16 protein-coding genes are annotated in these 15,351 nt (G+C 61.6%); all 16 read right to left on the reverse strand.

Translation table 11 applies throughout. The features are described from left to right. Positions 1-2: 2 nt before the first annotated feature. Positions 3-1,280 (reverse strand): histidine--tRNA ligase, encoded by a 1,278-nt coding sequence (hisS, locus tag AACW18_RS13195; RefSeq protein WP_042652391.1) that lies wholly within the window; start codon positions 1,278-1,280, stop codon positions 3-5. 154 nt (positions 1,281-1,434) lie between these two features. Beyond that, positions 1,435-2,550, reverse strand: coding sequence for a flavodoxin-dependent (E)-4-hydroxy-3-methylbut-2-enyl-diphosphate synthase (gene ispG / locus AACW18_RS13200; RefSeq protein WP_042652392.1), 1,116 nt, complete (start codon positions 2,548-2,550; stop codon positions 1,435-1,437). Positions 2,551-2,560: 10 nt separating this feature from the next. Continuing rightward, a complete protein-coding gene (locus AACW18_RS13205) occupies positions 2,561-3,493 on the reverse strand; it encodes a RodZ domain-containing protein (protein ID WP_218388916.1) in 933 nt (310 codons plus the stop codon). Further along, the gene (gene tapF / locus AACW18_RS13210; protein ID WP_126623341.1) at positions 3,483-4,274 is read right to left on the reverse strand and encodes a PilW family type IVa pilus biogenesis/stability lipoprotein TapF; all 792 of its coding nucleotides are present in this window, start codon (positions 4,272-4,274) and stop codon (positions 3,483-3,485) included. Before tapF ends, AACW18_RS13205 begins: the two co-directional genes overlap by 11 nt. Positions 4,275-4,286: 12 nt before the next feature. Beyond that, a complete protein-coding gene (locus tag AACW18_RS13215) occupies positions 4,287-5,390 on the reverse strand; it encodes a bifunctional tRNA (adenosine(37)-C2)-methyltransferase TrmG/ribosomal RNA large subunit methyltransferase RlmN (protein ID WP_042652395.1) in 1,104 nt (367 codons plus the stop codon). A gap of 167 nt (positions 5,391-5,557) precedes the next feature. Further along, positions 5,558-5,986, reverse strand: coding sequence for a nucleoside-diphosphate kinase (gene ndk, locus AACW18_RS13220; protein WP_042652396.1), 429 nt, complete (start codon positions 5,984-5,986; stop codon positions 5,558-5,560). A gap of 279 nt (positions 5,987-6,265) precedes the next feature. Further along, on the reverse strand, positions 6,266-7,549 hold the full coding sequence (pepB, locus tag AACW18_RS13225; protein WP_042652397.1) for an aminopeptidase PepB: 1,284 nt from the start codon (positions 7,547-7,549) through the stop codon (positions 6,266-6,268). Then, positions 7,546-8,835 (reverse strand): aminopeptidase PepB, encoded by a 1,290-nt coding sequence (gene pepB, locus AACW18_RS13230; protein ID WP_218388917.1) that lies wholly within the window; start codon positions 8,833-8,835, stop codon positions 7,546-7,548. The genes pepB (AACW18_RS13225) and pepB (AACW18_RS13230) overlap by 4 nt, the downstream gene beginning before the upstream one ends. Positions 8,836-8,993: 158 nt before the next feature. Further along, positions 8,994-9,332, reverse strand: coding sequence for an ISC system 2Fe-2S type ferredoxin (gene fdx, locus AACW18_RS13235; RefSeq protein WP_005324284.1), 339 nt, complete (start codon positions 9,330-9,332; stop codon positions 8,994-8,996). A gap of 1 nt (position 9,333) precedes the next feature. Beyond that, positions 9,334-11,181, reverse strand: a complete 1,848-nt coding sequence (gene hscA / locus AACW18_RS13240; protein WP_218388918.1) for a Fe-S protein assembly chaperone HscA — start codon at positions 11,179-11,181, stop codon at positions 9,334-9,336. 28 nt (positions 11,182-11,209) lie between these two features. After that, positions 11,210-11,728 carry a co-chaperone HscB gene (gene hscB, locus AACW18_RS13245; protein WP_042652400.1) on the reverse strand — a complete coding sequence of 173 codons (519 nt, stop codon included), beginning with the start codon at positions 11,726-11,728 and terminating at the stop codon, positions 11,210-11,212. A gap of 109 nt (positions 11,729-11,837) precedes the next feature. Further along, positions 11,838-12,161 (reverse strand): iron-sulfur cluster assembly protein IscA, encoded by a 324-nt coding sequence (iscA, locus tag AACW18_RS13250; protein ID WP_218329070.1) that lies wholly within the window; start codon positions 12,159-12,161, stop codon positions 11,838-11,840. Between the two features lie 15 nt (positions 12,162-12,176). Then, positions 12,177-12,560 carry a Fe-S cluster assembly scaffold IscU gene (gene iscU / locus AACW18_RS13255; protein WP_218329071.1) on the reverse strand — a complete coding sequence of 128 codons (384 nt, stop codon included), beginning with the start codon at positions 12,558-12,560 and terminating at the stop codon, positions 12,177-12,179. A 55-nt stretch (positions 12,561-12,615) separates the two neighbouring features. Further along, complete coding sequence (locus AACW18_RS13260) at positions 12,616-13,830, reverse strand: IscS subfamily cysteine desulfurase (protein WP_218388919.1); 1,215 nt, start codon at positions 13,828-13,830, stop codon at positions 12,616-12,618. A gap of 52 nt (positions 13,831-13,882) precedes the next feature. Continuing rightward, complete coding sequence (iscR, locus tag AACW18_RS13265; protein WP_042652403.1) at positions 13,883-14,386, reverse strand: Fe-S cluster assembly transcriptional regulator IscR; 504 nt, start codon at positions 14,384-14,386, stop codon at positions 13,883-13,885. A 93-nt stretch (positions 14,387-14,479) separates the two neighbouring features. Continuing rightward, positions 14,480-15,205, reverse strand: coding sequence for a tRNA (cytosine(32)/uridine(32)-2'-O)-methyltransferase TrmJ (trmJ, locus tag AACW18_RS13270; RefSeq protein ID WP_218388920.1), 726 nt, complete (start codon positions 15,203-15,205; stop codon positions 14,480-14,482). Between the last annotated feature and the right edge of the window lie 146 nt (positions 15,206-15,351).

The following is a 15,351-nucleotide window of genomic DNA, read 5'->3' on the forward strand; positions in this document are numbered from 1 at the left end:
GCTTATTCTCCTTTAGCTGCCAGCAGGGCGATGGCGGCATCGACCGTGACGGTCTGTTGCTCGGCCTGGCCACGCAGATACTTGATGGTGATCTCCCCGCTTTGCACCTCGGTCTCGCCGAGGATCAGGGCAATGGCCGCGCCGCTCTTGTCGGCACGCTTGAGTTGTTTCTTGAAGTTGCCGCCACCGCAGTGGCTCATCAGCCGCAAGTCCGGCAGCGCATCACGCAGCCGCTCGGCCAGCTGGAAGCCGGCTTGCTCTGTGCCCTCACCCACCATGGCGAGATAGACATCCACCGCCGGGCGGATGTCGGCGTTGAGCTCGAGGGTCTCCAGCATCAGCACCAGTCGCTCCATGCCCATGGCAAAGCCGACCGCCGGGGTCGCTTGACCGCCGAGTTGCTCCACCAGACCGTCATAGCGGCCACCGGCCAGGACTGTGCCCTGGGCACCCAGGCTGGTAGTGACCCACTCGAATACGGTGAGGTTGTAATAATCGAGACCGCGCACCAGCCGCTCATTCACCTCATAGCGAATGCCGGCCGACTCGAGCAGGCGCTTGAGCCCCTCGAAGTGGGCCAGGCTCGCCTCGCCCAAGTGATCGAACAGACGGGGGGCGTCCGCCAGTATGGCCTGCACCTTCTCGTCCTTGGAGTCGAGCACCCGCAGTGGGTTGCTGTACATGCGGCGCTGGCTCTCTTCGTCCAGCTGATCCTTGTACTGCTCCAGATAGGCCACCAGCGCATCGCGGTAGGCGGCACGCTCCTCAGTCTGGCCCAGGGTGTTGAGCTGCAGGGTGACGTGATCGCTGATGCCGAACAGGCGCCACAGGCGATGAGTCAGCATGATAAGCTCGGCGTCGATGTCCGGCCCGTTGATGCCAAACAGCTCGACCCCGAACTGATGGAACTGGCGATAACGGCCCTTCTGGGGACGCTCGTGACGGAACATGGGGCCCATGTACCACATCCGGCGTTCCTGGTTATACAGCAGGCCGTGCTCGATGCCGGCACGCACGCAGCTGGCGGTCCCTTCCGGACGCAGACTCAGGCTGTCGCCGTTGCGATCCTCGAAGCTGTACATCTCTTTTTCGACCACATCGGTCACTTCACCGATGGCGCGTTTGAACAGATGAGTCTGCTCGACGATGGGCATGCGCACTTCGCTGTAGCCATAGCTGGCCACGACCTGGCGCAGGATCTGTTCCACTTTCTGCCATACCGGGCTCTGCTCCGGCAGGCAATCATTCATACCGCGAATCGCTTGGATCTGTTTTGCCACGTTGATACTCGAGAAAAAGACGTGAAATTTGGCCGCATTATAGGGATTTTCGACCCCGAGGTAAAATCAGGGTGCCCAGATGCGGGATTTAAAATCAACTACCTAAAGCCGGGGCCACCCCAGGTGGCCCCACTCTGGTTGAACCTTTACCGGTTCAACCCTTGTCTATCTGGATCTGGTTGGCCGGATCCAGCATGGCCGCCCGGGCACGGATGCGCCGCTCCAGGGTCGGAATGAGATCCTTGTTGTCGAGCCGGTCGACCCGCTGCCCCCCTTCGTAGAAGGCACTCTTGTTGGCGGCGCCCGCCAGCCCCAGATCCGAGACCAGCGCCTCGCCCGGGCCGTTGACCACACAGCCGATGATGGAGACATCCATCGGGGTGATGATGTCTTCCAGCCGCTCTTCCAGGGCGTTCACCGTGCTTATCACGTCGAACTCCTGACGCGAGCAGGAGGGGCAGGCGATGAAGTTGATGCCACGGGAGCGGATGCGCAGGGACTTGAGGATGTCAAAGCCCACCTTCACCTCTTCCACCGGATCGGCGGCCAGCGAGATGCGGATGGTGTCACCGATGCCATCGACCAGCAGCATGCCGAGCCCGATGGCCGATTTCACCGCGCCGGCGCGGAAACCGCCCGCCTCGGTGATGCCGAGGTGCAGCGGCTGCTCGATCTGCTTGGCCAGCAGGCGGTAGGCACCCACGGCCAGGAAGACGTCGGACGCCTTGACGCTCACCTTGAAGTTGTCGAAGTTGAGGCGATCCAGGTAATCCACGTGGCGCATGGCCGACTCGAGCAAGGCTTCGGGGGTCGGCTCGCCGTATTTCTCCTGAATATCGCGCTCCAGGGAGCCACCGTTGACCCCGATGCGGATCGGGATGTTGTAGTGGCGCGCACAATCGACCACGGCGCGTACCCGCTCCTCGTTGCCGATGTTGCCCGGGTTGATGCGCAGGCAGTCGGCGCCGTATTCGGCCACTTTCAGGGCGATACGGTAGTCGAAGTGGATGTCGGCGACGATGGGAATGCGGGTCTGCTGCTTGATGAGCTTGAAGGCTTCAGCCGCCTCCATGGTGGGCACCGAGACCCGGACTATGTCCGCCCCCACCCGCTCGATCCGCTGGATCTGCTCGACGGTGGCGGCCACGTCCGTGGTCTTGGTGTTGGTCATGGTCTGCACAGTGATGGGGGCATCGCCCCCAACCGGCACGTTGCCGACCATGATCTGCTTGGATTTGCGACGAATGATGGGGGATTCGTGAGCGGACATGGCGGACAGATTACTCCTGCGGCAGTGAGAAGCGAGCAGTCCGGCCGTTGTTGTAACGGCTCATGTCGAAGGACTTGCCCTGATATTCGAGATTGACCGCCATGGGCGCGCCAACGATGAATTTGAGTGGCTCGGGTCCTTCCAGCACGAGTACGTCATTTGCCTTCTTCATACCGCTGAACAGGGTCTTGCCGTTGGCATCCTTGACATCCAGCCAGCAGTCGGCGGTGAAGCTCATCTTGAGCTGGGGCAGCTTGCCCGGCTCGGTGCTGGCTTCATCGGCCGGAGCCACGGTCGCCACCGCGGCAGACGCCTCGGTCGTCACAGCGGCGCTGACCTCGACGACGGCCGGCTCGAGGGCAACGGCATCGCTCACCACGGGATCGACGGCAATGGCCACCGCCTCGGAGGCGACGGGCAGCACGGGATCGGCCACGTCTATGGCGGTCACCGAGTTGGCACTCGGCATGTTGCCGGTCGTCCCCATCTCGGTCGCCGCCAGGGCGTCATCACCGGCGGAGCGACGAGCCGTGCTCTGCCACCACCAGGCGATGGAGAGCGCGATCAGCACCAGGATCACCAACCAGGTCACCACCTTGAGCCGACTGTCGTTGGCTTGCTGGCGGGAGCGGCGGGAAAAGCTCTGCATGTCGATGTTATCGGGTGGCGTCAGCCCCAGCTTGTCGTAAGCCGCCAGTATGGTCTCCTCGGGGATGCCGACCAGCTTGGCATAGGCACGCAGATAGCCGCGGATAAAGGTATGAGAAGTGTGCTTGTCATAGCTATCCGCTTCGATCTCGGAAATCAGGGTCAGACGAAGGTGAATGCGGGACGCAACTTGCTCTCGTGTCCAGCCGAGCTGCTCACGGGCGTTGCGCAGCAGTTGGCCTGGGCCTACTGCCTGGGAGTCGTCTTGAAAATCGTGTGGCTGTTCAGTAGTCATTGGCTAAGTAACGCTTGGCTTGTTGCGAAGTGGGATATTGCTTTACCAGCTCAGTCCCGAATTGGTGAAGTAATGCCGGCTTGTCCATGGCTTGCGCCAGCCGTAGCCTCAACCAGAGGCTGTCCTCGTTTTCGTCTGCCACCTCGGCAAAACGAACGAGGTAAGACTGCACGTCAGGCAGCTTGCCATCTTTCATGGAAAGCTCGGCCATGTCCAGCAATAACCTTGGATTGCGAGGATTATACCCCAAGGCCAGACGATAGTATTCGCCAGCCTTATCATTTCTATTATTTTGCAGGGCGCAGAGCGCCGCATTCTCGTAGGTATCGGCGATCTTGACGTAATCCGGCTGGCTGACCGCCTGCATGAAGGCCTTCTCGGCTTCGTCGAAACGCCCCCGGTTACAGAGGAAGGCACCGTAGTTGTTCATCGCGTCAGCATTGGTCGGATCTATGTCGAGGGCCTTGCGATAGTTGGTCTCGGCCGCCTTGAAGTCTTCGACCTGCTGGTAGAAGTAGGCGAAGCCGATATAGACCTGAGGGTTGCTGGGGTCGTACTGCAGGGCGCGATCAAGATTGAACTTGGCCTGTTCGGCATTGCCCTGGCGCAGATATTGAATGCCCAGATCGAGACGCGTCTGGGCAGCCGCCTTGAAGTCGGGTCCCACTTCACGCTGGGTCGAATTCTGGCCAGCGTAAGTGGTCTCGGTGACACAGCCTGGCAGCGCGCAGAGCGCCGCCACTACGATCAATGTACGGATATCCATTTCCTGTCTATACAATGGCTTAGCGGTTCAAACCATTTTGACGGAAATCCCATCCCGTTGCATCCGATTTTTCATGGTGCGTTTGGTGCGGTCGATCACCTCCCCCACCAGCTGGCCACAGGCCGCGTCTATGTCTTCTCCCCGGGTCTTGCGCACTATGACGGTGAAGCCATATTCCATCAGCACCTTGGAGAAACGGTCGATGCGACTGTTGCTCGGCTTGCCAAAGGGGTTGCCCGGGAAGGGGTTGAACGGGATCAGGTTGATCTTGCAGGGGGTATCTTTCAGCACCTTGGCCAACTCGTGGGCCTGCTGCATGTCGTCATTGATATGATCGAGCAGCACATACTCCACGGTCACCCGGCCACCGTTGGCATTGGACTTGGCCAGATAGCGGCGTACCCCGGCGAGGAAGTTCTCGATGTTGTACTTGTCGTTGATCGGCATGATCTCGGAGCGCAGCTCGTCGTTCGGCGCGTGCAGGGAGATCGCCAGTGCCACGTCAATCTGGTCACCCAACATGTCCAGGGCGGGTACCACCCCTGAGGTCGAGAGGGTGACGCGACGCTTGGAGATGCTGAAACCGAAGTCATCCATCATCAGCTTCATGGCCGGTACCACGTTGGCCAGGTTGAGCAGCGGCTCACCCATGCCCATCATCACCACGTTGGTGATGGGCCGCTTGCCACCGACGACCTTGGCGGCGCGCCACACCTGACCGATGATCTCGGACACCTTCAGGTTGCGGTTGAAGCCTTGCTGGGCGGTGGAGCAGAAGGTGCACGCCAGCGCGCAGCCGACCTGGGAGGAGACGCACAGGGTGGCCCTGTCCCCTTCCGGGATATAGACGGTCTCGACTTCCTGATCGCCGACCTGCAACGCCCACTTGATGGTGCCGTCGGAGGAGCGCTGCTCGCGGCTGATCTCCGGTGCACGGATCTCGGCGATGGTCTTGAGACGCTCACGCAGCGCCTTGTTGACGTTGTTCATCTGATCGAAATCATCACAACCAAAGTGATAGATCCACTTCATTATCTGATCTGCCCGGAATGGCTTCTCGCCCAGCTCGACGAAGAAGGCACGCATGGCATCCCGATCGAGATCCAGCAGGTTGGTTTTTGTTTCGCTCATCAATGGCCTCAGCTCACACACTTCATAAATTATTGGCTGACTTACGTCAGGGGGCGGCATTGTACAAATAATGGGTCTGGCTTTCCACCTGGAGAATAAGAGGAGTTGGCCCAAAAGACCAAAAAACAAAAGGGAGCCGAGGCTCCCTTGGTCATCACCGGGTGAAATCAGCCGCGCGGGCAGATCTCGTCGTCGGAGAAGAAGTAGGCGATTTCACGGGCGGCAGAGGCCGGGGCATCGGAGCCGTGTACGGCGTTGCGATCGATGCTCTCGGCGTAGCAGGCACGCAGGGTACCGGCCAGGGCCTCTTTCGGGTTGGTGGCACCCATGATCTCGCGATGGCGACGGATGGCCTCTTCCCCTTCCAGCACCTGCACCATGACGGGACCGGAGGTCATGAAACCGACCAGCGCATCATAGAAAGGCTTGCCCTGGTGCTCGGCGTAGAAACCGGCGGCCTGCTCGCTGCTCAGGTGCAGCATCTTGGCGGCGATAACCTTCAGGCCAGCGCTCTCGAAACGGTTGTAGATGGCACCGATCAAGTTCTTGCTGACAGCATCCGGCTTGACGATAGAAAAGGTACGTTCGATAGCCATTGAGATCTTTCCTTAACTACAGAGTTTTATTGTAAGAATCCATGTTCGGCGGCGATTATACGTAAACAAAAACCGAAATAACACACAAAAAAGCAACTTTTTATTAAACAAACACATCGCTAAAACAACATCACCACTCATCTTGTCCCAGTGCGTCGGGAAAAAATGTGCGCTTGTGCACGATCACCGTGTTAACCCGCTAAAACTGTATCTATTGCTCAAGAAAACAGCACCATCGAAAAGGGCACCCTGGGGTGCCCTCGTTCTTCGTCATGCCGCTCAGCGCGTCTCCGCCAGCAGGGCTTGCGCTATGGTGCGCATCCCCAGGGTATTGGCGCCCGGTGACCACAGGTTGTCACCGTTCTCGCTGAAGCAAGCGGCGAGATCGACGTGCAGCCAGCCCTGCCCCTCGTTGGCCACGAAGCGGGAGAGGAAGCCCGCCGCGTTGGAGGCACCGCCCGGGCCACCGCCCGGCACGGGGCGGCTGTTGGCCGTGTCGGCATAATGGGACGGGCACTGCTGCCGGTGCCAGGGCTCCAGCGGCAGCGGCCAGGCCGGCTCCTGCTCGGCATCCGCATAGGCCATGGCGCGGCTCACCAGCCCCTTGTCCAGCCCGAACAGCGCGTTGTAGCGTCCCCCCAGCGCCATCACAGCCGCACCGGTCAGGGTCGCGGCATCGATGACCAGCGGCGCCCCCGACTCGGCGGCGAGCTGCAGGCCATCGGCCAGCACCAGTCGCCCCTCGGCATCGGTGTTGACGATCTCCACAGTGGTGCCGTTCTTGTAGGTGAGGATGTCCCCCAGCTTGTAGGCATGGCCGGAGACCAGGTTCTCGGCACAGCAGAGGATGAGCTTCACCCGCTTGTCGAGCCCACGCAGTATGGCCAGCGCCAGCGCCCCTGTCACTATGGCGGCGCCTCCCATGTCATGCTTCATGGTCAGCATGCCCTGGGAAGTTTTCATGGAGTAGCCACCGGAGTCGAAGGTGATGCCCTTGCCCACCAGGGCGGCGGCCACCGGGGCCTTGGGATCCCGGCTTGGATTGAAGTCCAGCTCCAGCATCACCGGCTCGCGATCGCTGCCACGACCGACCTGATAGAGCCCGACCCAGCCCGCCTGCTGCAGCGCCTCCCCCTTGAGGATGCGATGGCTAATGCGATCCGGCGCCAGCTCGGTGATGAAGGCGGCCGCCTCCACCGCCAGATCCAGCGGCCCCAGCTGTTCCGGGGTGGCATTGGTCATCTCGCGCACCCAGCGGCCGCACAACCAGCGCGCCTCCAGCTCCTCCCTGTCCTCTTCGGAGGAGGTCGCCCACTGCAGCTCGACCTCGGCCTTGGGGGTCTGCAGGCCCTGGGCAAAGGCCCACTGCTGCTCGCGTTCCCAATGACCGCAGAGCGCGGCCTTCTGGATCCCCTGACCACAGAGGCGGCGGGCCGCCTGCTGAATGTCCAGCAATGGGGTAGCGGTCACCAGATGGATCACCATGCCATCGGTGCGGTGCGAGAGCAGCGCCCCCTCGCCCCACTCGGGGGCGGCAAATTCGCGACTCAGCCAGACGTTCATGCACACACCTCCTGCAACCAGCGGGCGATAGTGCGCAGGCCGTGGCCCTTGGCGCCGGTCGCCCACAGCTCGTTGCCCGATTTTTGATAGGAGGCCGCCAGATCCAGGTGCACCCAGCCCTTGCCCTCATCGCGCACGAAGCGGGAGAGGAAGGCGGCCGCGGTGGTGGCACCGGCGGTGCCTTCGGCGGAGGCGACGTTGCCCAGCTCGGCGAAGGCCGAGGTGAGCTGGCCCGCATGCCAGGGTTCGAGCGGCAGGGGCCAGGCCTTCTCGTGCTCAAGCTTGGCGGCCACCAGGGCGCGCTGTTGCTCGGTTTCATCCAACGCAAACACCGCGTTGTAGTCGCGGCCGAGCGCGGTCTTGGCGGCGCCGGTCAGGGTGGCGGCATCGAGGATATGGGCGGCGCCACTATCGCTCGCGGCCAGCAGGCCATCGGCCAGCACCAGGCGCCCTTCCGCGTCTGTGTTCTGGATCTCGACCGAGATGCCGTTCTTGTAGGTGAGGATGTCACCGAGCTTGAAGGCGTGGCCGGAGACCAGGTTCTCGGCGCAGCAGAGGATCAGCTTGACCCGCTTGTTCAGCCCGCGGCTGATGGCGAGCGCCAGGGCGCCGGTCACCATGGCGGCACCGCCCATGTCGGACTTCATCGGCAGCATGTTGTCAGAGGACTTCATGGAGTAGCCACCGGAGTCGAAGGTGATGCCCTTGCCCACCAGGGCGGCCACCACGGGGGCGTGGCGATCCCCGGTCGGGTTGTAGTCCAGCTCCAGCAGCACCGGCTCGCGCTCGCTGCCACGACCCACCGACCAGATCCCGATATGGCCGGCCTCACGCAGCGCCTCACCGGCGGTGATGCGGGCGGTCACCAGATCGCCACCCAGGCCGCGGATCAGCAGCAGGGCCGACTCCGCCAGGCTCATGGGATAGATCTCTTCCGGGCAACCGTTGGTCACCTCGCGCACCCAGCGGGTCGCGCGGATCAACGCATCCAGCTCGCTGGCCTCGGCGGCACTCTGCTCGCCGAAGTGCAATTCACGCTGCCCCTTGGCGGCATAGAAGCCCTGGGCGAAGGCGTAACGGCGCTCCAGATCCCAACCCTCGCCGGCCAGGCTCACCCGCTTGATGCCGGTCGATTCGAGTCGGCGGGCCGCGCGCTGGATAGTGCGCAACGCATCCTTGTCCAGATGGATCAGGGTCTCGTCACCGCTGAAACTGAGCAGGGCGCCTTCGCCCCAGACGGCGGCGGCAGCCTGGGCGGATAACCGTACGTTCATCATGTCAGCCATCTTCTCTTGCTTCCTTTTTTATGGGCACTTGCATTAACGAATAGGGGAATAACGAATACAAAAAAGGCCGTACCCCCGAGGGTTACGGCCTTCACCATATCATTACTGCGCCATGAGATGCTGCACGTGCAATTCACTCATGTGTAATTAACGTCGCATCAATGGCGTTCGGAGGCGAGGTTGATGGTGTACTTGGGCAGTTCCACCACCAGATCCTCGTCCGCCAGGCGGGCCTGGCAACTCAGGCGGGATTCCGGCTCCAGCCCCCATGCCTTGTCCAGCATGTCATCTTCCAGCTCATCGCTCGGCTCGAGGGAGTCGAACCCCTCCCGCACCACGCAGTGGCAGGTGGTACAGGCGCAGGACTTCTCGCAGGCATGCTCGATCTCGATGCCGTTGCGCAGGGCGATGTCCAGTATGGTTTCACCGGTCGCGCCCTCGAGGGCAGCGCCGTCCGGACAGAGTTCGGGGTGAGGCAGAATGATCAGTTTTGGCATATTACACCTTGTTGACGTTTTGGCCGGTCAGCACCTTGCGAATGGAAGCATCCATGCGACGGGCCGCAAACTCGCCACTGACGGCATCCGCCGCCTCGATGGCATCTTTGATTTGATTGGTGGTGCCCGTGGCACGCATGGTCAGCAGGTGGGCGATGGCAGAGTCGATCTCGGCACGCTCGGCCGTGCTCAACAGCGCCTCGCCATCGGCGGCCAGGGCGGCATTGAGGCTCTCGACTACGCGATCGGCCTCGACCTGCTGCTCCGCCAGCATGCGGGCCTCCATGTCCTGCTGGGCATTGGCGATGGAGGCGCTCAGCATGCCGAGGATGTCCTCCTCCGCCAGCCCGTAGGAGGGCTTGACCTGGATCTCGGCCTGCACGCCGGAGGATTTCTCCATGGCGCTGACCGACAGCAGCCCGTCCGCATCCACCTGGAAGGTGACGCGAATGTGGGCGGCGCCGGCCGCCATCGGCGGAATGCCGGTCAGGGTGAAGCGGGCAAGGGAGCGGCAATCCGCCACCAGCTCGCGTTCCCCCTGCACCACGTGGATCGCCATCGCGGTCTGGCCATCCTTGAAGGTGGTGAACTCCTGGGCGCGGGCCACCGGGATAGTGGTGTTGCGCGGGATCACCTTCTCGGCGAGGCCACCCATAGTCTCGAGGCCGAGAGAGAGCGGGATGACGTCCAGCAGCAGCATCTCGGCGTCGGGCTTGTTGCCCACCAGGATGTCGGCCTGGATGGCGGCACCGATGGCCACCACCTTGTCCGGATCTATGCTGGTGAGCGGCGGACGCTGGAAGAACTCCCCCACCAGCTCGCGCACCAGCGGCACCCGGGTGGAGCCACCGACCATCACCACCTCCAGCACTTCCACCTGCTCCAGACCCGCATCGCGCAGGGCGCGGCGACAGGCCAGCAGGGTGCGCTTGACCAGCGGCAGGATGAGCGCATCGAACTGAGCACGACTCAGCTCCCCCTGCCAGCCGGCGAAGCTGCAGGCCACGCTGTCGGCATCGGTCAGGCCGTGCTTGACGGCGGCCGCCACATCCAGCAGCTCGCGCTGGGTACGGGCCTCGAGCTGGCCGTTCAGGCCGGCCTGCGCCTTGATCCAGTCCGCCAGCAGGTGATCGAAGTCATCGCCACCGAGGGCGGAGTCGCCACCGGTCGCCATCACCTCGAACACGCCGCGATGCAGCCGCAGGATGGAGATGTCGAAGGTGCCACCACCGAGATCATAGACGGCGATCACCCCTTCCTGACCGGAGTCGAGACCGTAGGCGATGGCGGCCGCGGTCGGCTCGTTGAGCAGGCGCAGCACGTGCAAACCGGCCAGCCGGGCCGCATCCTTGGTGCCCTGACGCTGAGCGTCATCGAAATAGGCCGGCACCGTGATGACCACGCCGTCGAGGGCGCCACCGAGCGAGGCGACGCCACGCTCGGCCAGCGTCTTCAGGATCTCGGCCGAGACCTGCACCGGGTTGACCAGCCCTTGACGGGTCTGCAACTGGGGCATGCCGTTATCGGCGGCGACGAACTGATAGGGCAGCTGGCGGGTATCCATGTCGGCCAGCGCCTTGCCCATCATCCGCTTGACGGAGACGATACTATTGTGGGGATCGAGGGCGGCTTCGCGCTTGGCGTCGAAACCGACCCGGATGGCGTCGGCCTGATAGTGCACTACCGAGGGCAACAGATCGCGCCCCAGCTCGTCACACAGGGTGTCGGCGTGGCCGCTGCGCACGGCGGCGACCAGGGAATTGGTGGTGCCGAGATCGATGCCAACGGCACGTTTATGCTGATGAGGTGCGGCGCTCTGGCCGGGCTCGGCGATTTGCAGTAATGCCATGGGTAATCAAAATTCCAGCGTTAGAGGTTCAAGACTCGAACAGCGAGTCTTCGAATCGTTCCAGCTCCTCGAGGAGCTTGTCGACAAACTTGAGTTTGCGCACGCAATCGGCGGCGGTCTGATCCTCACCCGCGGTGAGACAGTCGGTCAGCCGTTGCATCAGCGACTGATGATCATGCCTGATCTCGCGGCGAAAATCTTCGATGGCGCGCTCAGGACTGGATTCCCCCTTCAACTCGGCAAGACGCTCGCGCCACTCCAGCTGTTGCATCAGGAAGGCGGTATCTTGCAGGGTCTGTTGCTCGCCACGGATGTCGGTGCCACGCAGGGAAAGCAGATACTCGGCTCGGCGCAGGGGCGCCTTGAGGGTGGTGAAGGCATCGTTGATCTGGGCGGCACGCTGCACCGCGGCCAACTGCTCCCGTTCCGGGGCTGTGGCAAAACGATCGGGATGGAACTTGGTCTGCAACTGGCGGTAGGTCTCTGCCAGTTGTCGGGTATCGAGCTCGAAGCCCTGTGCCAGCCCGAACAGCTCGAAATGATTCATCTTGGATCCTCAGACAAGGAAGCTTGCGCCGCAATCACACTCGTCTTGAGAGTTGGAACGGCCGGATGGGAAGTCACCTTCCCGTCCAGCCGTATTAATTACCAACGCCTCAGACACTGAAGCTTTCGCCACAACCACACTCGCCCTTGGCGTTGGGGTTGTTGAACTGGAAGCCCTCGTTGAGGCCCTCCTTGACGAAGTCCAGCTCGGTGCCATCCAGATGGATCAGACTCTTGGCATCGACGATGATCTTGACACCGTTCTGCTCGAACACCTGATCCTCAGCGGCCAGCTCATCCACAAACTCGAGCACATAGGCGAGGCCAGAACAGCCGGTGGTCTTGACGCCGAGGCGCAGGCCGATGCCCTTGCCCCGGTTGGTCATAAAAGAGGAAACCCGCTCCGCTGCGGCATCTGTCATGGTAATGGCCATACTGCTCTCCGGACCTTAGAGACCTTTCTTCTGCTTGTAATCGGCGATGGCGGCCTTGATGGCATCCTCCGCCAGAATGGAGCAGTGGATCTTCACCGGTGGCAGGGCCAGCTCTTCGGCGATGTCGGTATTCTTGATGCCGGCAGCCTCGGCCAAGGTCTTGCCCTTGACCCATTCGGTCACCAGGGAGCTGGAGGCGATGGCGGAGCCGCAGCCGTAGGTCTTGAACTTGGCGTCTTCGATGATGCCGTCGTCGCTGATCTTCAGTTGCAGTTTCATCACGTCGCCACAGGCCGGGGCGCCGACCATGCCGGTCGCGATGCTGGGGTCGTTCTTGTCGAAACCACCTACGTTACGGGGGTTCTCGTAGTGGTCGATTACTTTTTCACTGTAAGCCATATCTAACTCCTGCTAATTCCGTTGTTCACCAAACCCTTGCCTCTCTGGCAAGCGATCAGTGATGAGCCCATTCGACCGTGTTCAGATCGACACCGTCCTTGAACATCTCCCACAGGGGGGACATCTCGCGCAGACGACCGATGGAGTCGCAGATGAGCTTGATTGCGTAATCAATCTCTTCTTCCGTGGTGAAGCGACCGATGCTGAACCGGATGGAGCTGTGTGCCAGCTCATCGTTCATCCCCAGGGCGCGCAGCACGTAGGAGGGCTCCAGGCTGGCAGAGGTACAGGCTGAACCGGAAGAGACCGCCAGATCCTTCAACGCCATGATGAGGGATTCCCCTTCCACGTAGGCGAAGCTGACGTTCAGGTTACCCGGGACGCGATGCTCCAGATCACCGTTGATATAGACTTCTTCGATATTCTTGATGCCATTCCACAGACGCTGGCGCAGGGCCATGATGTGCTGGCTCTCGCCCGCCATCTCTTCCTTGGCGATGCGGAAGGCTTCGCCCATGCCGACGATCTGGTGGGTCGGCAGGGTGCCGGAGCGCATACCGCGCTCATGACCACCACCGTGCATCTGGGCTTCCAGGCGCACCCGCGGCTTGCGGCGCACGTACAGGGCACCGATCCCTTTCGGGCCGTATACCTTGTGGGCGGACATGGAGAGCAGGTCGACCTTGAGCGCTTCCACGTCAACCGGGATCTTGCCGACGCTCTGGACCGCGTCCACGTGCAGCAGGATCTTGCGGGAGCGGCACAGCTCGCCGATGGCGGCGATGTCTTGGATCACGCCGATCTCGTTGTTGACGTGCATGATGCTCACCAGGACGGTGTCATCGCGCAGAGCGCCTTCAATCTGCGCCAGACTGAACAGGCCGTTGGGCATCGGCTCGAGGTAGGTCACCTCGTAGCCTTCGCGCTCCAGCTGGCGGCAGGTGTCGAGCACCGCCTTGTGTTCGGTCTTGGAGGTGATGATGTGTTTGCCCTTGCCAGCATAAAAGTGGGCAATGCCCTTGATGGCCAGGTTGTTCGATTCGGTCGCGCCGGAGGTGAAGACGATCTCGCGAGGGTCTGCACCGATCAGCTCTGCCACTTGATTACGGGCCTGATCCACCGCCTCTTCGGCCTGCCAGCCGAAACGGTGAGAACGGGAGGCAGGATTGCCAAACAGGCCATCCATGGTGAGGCACTGCATCATTTTTTCTGCGACACGCGGGTCCACCGGACAGGTTGCCGAATAATCAAGGTAAATAGGCAGTTTCATGTTTTTCTCCGTTACGACGGGGTCACACAGCGACCCGTCGTGGAAAGCACGTTTATAGTTGGACTTTCAAGCTCACATCACCGCGTTCAGCCCGTTCAACCAGGGACAACACGGTCTTCATTTGTTCATCTTGTTTGCCGGCGATGCGACGCACATCGGCCTGGCCGACCAGCTCCGCCAGGGTGATGTCCCCCAGGAAACTGGAAATGCGCTCGCTCAAGTCACGCCACAGGGAGTGGGTCAGACACTGGGTACCGCCATGGCAGCCCCCCTTGCCGAGACACTTGGTCGCATCGACCGACTCATCGACCGCGGTGATCACCTGACCTACCGAGATCTCGCCAGGGGCCAGGCCGAGGCGATAACCGCCGCCCGGGCCGCGCACGCTGCTCACCAGTCCATGCTTGCGCAGACGGGCAAACAGTTGCTCCAGATAGGACAAGGAGATGCCCTGGCGCTCTGAAATATCAGCCAGGGGCACGGGCCCCTGCTCTGCATGCAACGCCACGTCGAGCATGGCTGTCACAGCGTAACGTCCTTTTGAGGTCAGTCTCATATGCCTTACCGTCTTGCGAACAAATCAATATGGGCACATGGTCACATACCCGACTAAAACAGTCAAGTATATGGTTGAGTAAATCAGTCGGGATTAATCCTGCGGCCGGGCTTTCTGCACCGAGGTGAGAATACCGCGCAATATATTCAATTCAACCACTTCCGGCCGGGCACGATTGAACAGACGACGCAGCTTGCTCATCACATGACCGGGGTGCTCCTCGGTGATGAAACCGGTCTTCTGCAGGGTCTGCTCCAGGTGCAAATAGAACCCTTCCAGCTGCTGCGCACTGGGATAATCGACCCGCTCCTCGTCGGATTCGGGCAACTGATCCTGCAGCCAGCGCATCCGCACCTCGTAGCAGAGGGTCTGCACCGCCATGGCCAGGTTGAGGGAGCTGTACTCGGGATTGGCCGGGATGGCCACGTGATAGTGGCACTTCTGCAGCTCGTCATTGGTGAGACCGGTGCGTTCACGGCCAAACACCAGAGCGACCGGGTGCTTCACTCCCTCCGTCACCAGCTTCTCGCCCGCCTCGCGGGGATCCAGCATGGGCCAGCTCAGGGTGCGGGAGCGGGCACTGGTGCCGATGACCAGACCACAGTCGGCGATGGCGTCATCCAGCGTCGGGACGATGCGGGCGTTGACCAGCACGTCGCTGGCCCCCGCCGCCAGGGCGATGGCGTTGTCATCTGGCAAGGCTTGCGGATCCACCAACACCAGCTGAGTCAGCCCCATGGTCTTCATGGCGCGTGCCGCGGAGCCCATGTTGCCGGTGTGAGAGGTGTTTACCAAAACGATACGAATCTGATCCAACATGCCCAGTCAATCTTCAGTCAAAAAATGGCGCGTAATTGTAACATAACCAATCGCTATTTTGGCACCGGTTCTGGCGCCACATTTCAGCACAAAAGTGGCCATTCGTATAACCAACCAGCATGAGCGCCGAAAAAGCGCGAGCTAAC

The sequence above is a fragment of the Aeromonas sp. sia0103 genome, from assembly GCF_963895295.1.
In the GTDB taxonomy this organism is placed as follows: Bacteria; Pseudomonadota; Gammaproteobacteria; order Enterobacterales; family Aeromonadaceae; genus Aeromonas; species Aeromonas encheleia.

Bases quoted from the DNA above. Each gene is read 5' to 3' on its own strand.
- ispG (WP_042652392.1), bottom strand. From the start codon at position 2,550: ATGTCCGCTCACGAATCCCCCATCATTCGTCGCAAATCCAAGCAGATC.
- iscU (WP_218329071.1), bottom strand. From the start codon at position 12,560: ATGGCTTACAGTGAAAAAGTAATCGACCACTACGAGAACCCCCGTAAC.
- pepB (WP_218388917.1), bottom strand. From the start codon at position 8,835: ATGGCTGACATGATGAACGTACGGTTATCCGCCCAGGCTGCCGCCGCC.
- iscR (WP_042652403.1), bottom strand. From the start codon at position 14,386: ATGAGACTGACCTCAAAAGGACGTTACGCTGTGACAGCCATGCTCGAC.
- AACW18_RS13215 (WP_042652395.1), bottom strand. From the start codon at position 5,390: ATGAGCGAAACAAAAACCAACCTGCTGGATCTCGATCGGGATGCCATG.
- fdx (WP_005324284.1), bottom strand. From the start codon at position 9,332: ATGCCAAAACTGATCATTCTGCCTCACCCCGAACTCTGTCCGGACGGC.
- pepB (WP_042652397.1), bottom strand. From the start codon at position 7,549: ATGAACGTCTGGCTGAGTCGCGAATTTGCCGCCCCCGAGTGGGGCGAG.
- AACW18_RS13260 (WP_218388919.1), bottom strand. From the start codon at position 13,830: ATGAAACTGCCTATTTACCTTGATTATTCGGCAACCTGTCCGGTGGAC.
- trmJ (WP_218388920.1), bottom strand. From the start codon at position 15,205: ATGTTGGATCAGATTCGTATCGTTTTGGTAAACACCTCTCACACCGGC.
- AACW18_RS13205 (WP_218388916.1), bottom strand. From the start codon at position 3,493: ATGACTACTGAACAGCCACACGATTTTCAAGACGACTCCCAGGCAGTA.
- hscA (WP_218388918.1), bottom strand. From the start codon at position 11,181: ATGGCATTACTGCAAATCGCCGAGCCCGGCCAGAGCGCCGCACCTCAT.
- hscB (WP_042652400.1), bottom strand. From the start codon at position 11,728: ATGAATCATTTCGAGCTGTTCGGGCTGGCACAGGGCTTCGAGCTCGAT.
- iscA (WP_218329070.1), bottom strand. From the start codon at position 12,161: ATGGCCATTACCATGACAGATGCCGCAGCGGAGCGGGTTTCCTCTTTT.
- ndk (WP_042652396.1), bottom strand. From the start codon at position 5,986: ATGGCTATCGAACGTACCTTTTCTATCGTCAAGCCGGATGCTGTCAGC.